This window comes from Ensifer sp. ENS02 (genome assembly GCF_014851885.1).
Lineage (GTDB): Bacteria > Pseudomonadota > Alphaproteobacteria > Rhizobiales > Rhizobiaceae > Ensifer > Ensifer adhaerens.
Genome location: NZ_JACVAO010000047.1, coordinates 1 through 3,102 on the forward strand (window position 1 = coordinate 1; position 3,102 = coordinate 3,102).

The window sequence follows — 3,102 nt, forward strand, 5'->3', positions numbered from 1 at the left end:
TGAGCGGCTCGGGTGCTGTCTGTTGTTCCTGAGCAGCCGGTGCGGCTGCCGTCTGCTGTGCAAGAACCGCCGTGACGGGTGTTGTTATCAAAACCGCGATTGCGCTGCCGAGCGCGATGATCGTCTTGCTGACCATAAATGACCTCCAGGCACGAAGGGGCCGTGATTCCTTGACAAAAATCAACTCAACCTTTGCCTTCATAAGGCAGCAGAACGAGCGGGATGAGTACATCTGCAATATTCAGTTCGGCGTGAATTATGGCCCAAGCGTTGCGCAATGGAAGATACGTAACAGTTACATTGCGGTGATTTGCGTTAATGATGTTGATTCTGTGAGGGGCGCTGAGCATCATCACGCTTACTATTCGTCCGAGAAGACACCCGAGGCAGATCGCGTCGGCGAAGTAATGGGGAAGGCATCATGGTCGACTGGTTCGTAAACACGCTTCGAACGTACCCGGAAATAGCAATATTTCTTTCATTGGCGCTTGGTTACTACTTCGGGTCGTTCACGTATAAGGGCCTCGGCCTTGGCGCGGTAACGGCCACGCTGGTTGCTGCCGTCATCATCGGACAGATCGGAATCACGATTTCGCCGCCTCTCAAGGCCACGTTCTTTCTGATGTTCCTGTTTGCGATCGGTTACGGCGTCGGTCCGCAGTTCGTGAGAGGCATTGCTAAGGATGGCATCCCGCAGGCGCTGTTTGCGGTCGTGGTCTGCGTCTTTTGCCTCGGAGCGCCATTTGTCGCGGCTAAAATAGCCGGTTACGACGTCGGTTCCGCACTGGGCCTCTATGCCGGATCGCAAACCATCTCCGCATCAATGGGCTTGGGAACGGACGCAATCAATCGTCTTGGTCTTGCGCCTGAGGAAACCAAGCGATTACTGGATGCGATGCCGGTCGCCTATGCCGTTACCTATATTTTCGGCACGGTGGGATCGGCTATCGTGCTGGCCCTTTTCGGTCCGGCGCTGTTGGGTATCGACTTGGAGGCCGAGTGCAAGCGCTACGAGGCGGAGCAGGGCGGCAAAAAGGAAGCGGGCGGTGCTGGAACTGCCTGGCACCATTACGAGCTACGTGCCTACCGTGTGCGCGAGGGTGGCCCGGTCGTCGGCAAGACGGTACGTGAGGCCGAAGCGCTGATCCCCGAACAGCGCGTGTTCATCGAGCGTATCCGACGAGGGGCGAAGATCGAGGAAGCGACTGCGGATATGGTGGTTCAGGCCGGCGACGTCGTTGCCGTTGCCGGGCGTCGCGACGTGCTGGTGAGCCTGATCGGTCAGACTGCGGAAGAAGTCGACGACCGAGAACTGCTGGCGGTGCCCATCGAGGGCGTCGACGTCCTTGTCACTGTCAAGGAAGCGGACGGAAAGACACTGGCCGACCTGGCGCAATGGCCGACTTCTCGTGGCGTCTTCCTGCGGCGCATAGCTCGGGGCGCGACGGCGACTGAAATCCCCATCCTTCCAAACACGCAGATCCATCGCGGCGACATCCTGACGATCGTCGGGCGGACCCAGGATACTTCGGCTGCCGCGAAAGCGCTCGGTGTGGCCGACCGCCCGACTGACGTCGCGGACGTCGCGTTCATCGGCGCCGCGATCGCGATCGGTGGCTTGCTTGGCGCGCTCGTCTACAAGGTCGGCGATGTGCCGTTTACCCTGTCCACGTCCGGGGGCGCATTGATTTCCGGGCTTTTCTTCGGCTGGCTGCGCTCCGTGCGTCCGAAATTCGGGCGCATACCGACCTCGACCGTCTGGTTCATGAACTCGGTCGGTCTGAATGTCTTCATCGCCGTGGTCGGCATTTCCTCGGGCCCGGGTTTCGTCGCCGGCTTGCAGCAGCTTGGTTTCAGCCTGTTCCTTTGGGGCATATTTGCAACGACCGTGCCACTGGTGCTGGCCATGTATGTCGGGAAATATGTGTTCCGGTTCCATCCAGCCATTCTCCTGGGGTGTTGCTCCGGTGCGCGCACGACCACCGCGTCGCTGGGGATGATCAACGATCGGGCCAAGAGCCAGATCCCCGGGCTCGGCTATACCGTGACCTATGCCGTCGGCAACACCTTGCTGACGATCTGGGGCATGGTGCTCGTGATGATGATGACTTAGAGCCGGTCAGGATGGTCGCGCATCAAAGAAGACACTCGAATGGATAGTGGTCTCCCGATTGCATCATCATCGGGAGCCTTCTGCAGCCGGTCTCAATGCGTTGCTGGTCGTATCAAGCATGGAACGTAGAGTGCCGGTTGCATCTGAATTATCTCTGCCTCAATCCAGTCGGAACAATACCGGGAGCGTGTGATGCCGAACAAGACCGCACATGTTGATCAGTTTCTGCTCATCCATTCGGGGCGTGCAGACAATTGGCGCGAAATCACCACGCTGGCAGACGCCTGGGCCGCCAAGCGTGGCGAGCGGGCAGCGCTGGAAGCGGCGATCGCCGCGGTCAGGGCGGCCGAGGAGTACCACGCCTATCCGGGGGGACGATTGCTGTCGGCGCTGGCCGAGCGCATCGCCACGGACGACGCCGGCGGGGCTGCAAAGCTAGCCCGACGCATCTCGAACGGATTGCTCACCCATTCCTATCGCGGCCGCCCGAGCGAGTGGGACGTGCATGAAGAGATGGCGGCGACCGAAGTGACTGACATCATGCCACCGGGAACGGGCGAGGCAGGCGGGCGGCGCCCCTATTTCGAAGTTCTTTACGTCAACAGCCAGCCCGCCGCGCGGTGGGATGCCTTCGCAGCCGAGATCCGCAGGCTACGCCGACCGGAGGACGGTTTCATCTACGAGCCCGTTCTGGTGGGTTCGTTCGAGGATGCCTTTTGCGCGGCCGCTCTAAATCCCGATATCATTGCCGTCGTGCTGGCCGAAGGATTTCCGTACCGCTCGCGTCACGACGCGCCAGTGCTCCGCTCGGTGCTTGACCCCCTGGGAGAGACCGAGGGACCGGATATGTCGGCGTTGCGCTTGGCGCGCGGCTTGAAGCGCATCCGGCCCGAACTCGACGTCTATCTGCTTTCCGACCGGCAAGTCGAAAAGATCGCCGGAGATCCGACGGCGGATGCGGTGCGGCGCGTGTTTTACGCGGTGGAGGA

Annotated in this window: 1 protein-coding gene and 1 pseudogene; both read left to right on the forward strand. The window is 60.6% G+C overall.

Going from position 1 to position 3,102, the window contains the following annotated elements:
- Window positions 1–421 precede the first annotated feature (421 nt).
- Entirely contained in the window at window positions 422–2,113 is a 1,692-nt protein-coding gene (aspT, locus tag IB262_RS35305) for an aspartate-alanine antiporter (protein WP_192494567.1), read from the forward strand.
- A gap of 192 nt (window positions 2,114–2,305) precedes the next feature.
- Window positions 2,306–3,102: pseudogene (locus tag IB262_RS35310) on the forward strand (decarboxylase); the annotation flags it as partial.

Coding starts and splice junctions, on each gene's coding strand:
- aspT (WP_192494567.1), top strand. CDS start 422: ATGGTCGACTGGTTCGTAAACACGCTTCGAACGTACCCGGAAATAGCA.